Annotated in this window: 1 protein-coding gene and 1 pseudogene; one reads left to right on the forward strand and one right to left on the reverse strand. The window is 66.4% G+C overall.

Features of this window, described 5'->3' with window-relative positions; translation table 11 throughout:
* Window positions 1-213 (reverse strand): hypothetical protein (locus tag ACWEVS_RS46320; RefSeq protein WP_452557640.1); only part of this gene is annotated, 213 nt, incomplete at its 3' end.
* Window positions 214-371: 158 nt separating this feature from the next.
* Between ACWEVS_RS46320 and ACWEVS_RS46325 the strand changes: the two are divergent.
* Window positions 372-1,141: pseudogene (locus ACWEVS_RS46325) on the forward strand (hypothetical protein); the annotation flags it as partial.

Consider the following 1,141-nt stretch of genomic DNA (forward strand, 5'->3'; position numbering starts at 1 on the left):
CGGCTTGTCGACCGCTTCCACCTGTCCACCTGGCGACAGTGCCTTGACCTTCTCGAACACCACGGCCCTGAAGAACTCATCCGCCAGGTCCGCGCAGCCGAACGATCCGACCTGGACGCTGCCCGGTGGAAGCGCGGCAAGATCTTCGATGACGCTACCGCGGCGCACTGGCTGTTCGCCTAAATCGGTGAGCGGCGGAACTGTCGGTGGCATCTGATACCACTACGCACAGCACTTGCTAAGAAGCTGTGCGTGACAGTAATGGGGGTGGGGCAGCCAGTCGAGTGACGTTCAGGCCGTACGCGTCGTACCGCAGAGCACGCAACAACCTCGCCCCGTTCGCCCCCGGCACTGGAAAAGGAGCCGCTGACGTGCCCGACAAGGCAACCGTCGCCGATCCCACCCCTGAACAGCACCAGCACGGCGAAACACAGCAGCACAACGAAGAGCTGACGTTCAACTTCAGCGGCGGCGACACTGAATGGACAGATCACCTCACCTGGAGGGAACTCAGCAGGCGCCTGCCGCAACTGGTCCGCCGTTCCTTCGCTCTGGCCTGGGCCGTGGACCGACGCGCGGTGATCGTCTTGCTTGTCTGCCAGATCATCTCTGGCCTGGCGGAGGCGCTCGGCCTGCTCGCCACGACCGCGGCGCTCGGAGCGCTGATTCAGTCCGCCTATGACCCCGCGCACCTGCGTGAGGCCCTGCCCTCGATCGTGGTCCTGGCTGGTGCCGCCGGTCTGCGCGCGCTTCTGGGCATCGCGGTAGGGGGCCTGTCGAACCGGCTGGGCCCGCGCATCGCACGGGAGGCGGAGTACCGCCTCCTAGAGGCGGCCACGAACGCTGAGATGGCCGCCTACGACCATCCAGGGTTCGATGACCGGTGCGACAAGGCCGACCGGGGCGTCAGCGTCAGCCAGGACATGATCGGCGAATCGCAGAACCTGGTCGCCTCCCTGACCACCCTGATCGCCGCCACGGTGGTGATCGCCACACTCGCGCCGGTCCTGCTGCCGCTGCTTGCGCTGACCACCGTCCCGCAGGCACTGGCGTCCCTCGCCGGTGAGCGGGTCGCCTACCTGGCGATATTGAAGACCTTCCAGGAGCGCCGGATGCTGAGCATGCTGCGCTGGCACCTGAC

This window comes from Nonomuraea sp. NPDC003754 (assembly GCF_053605785.1).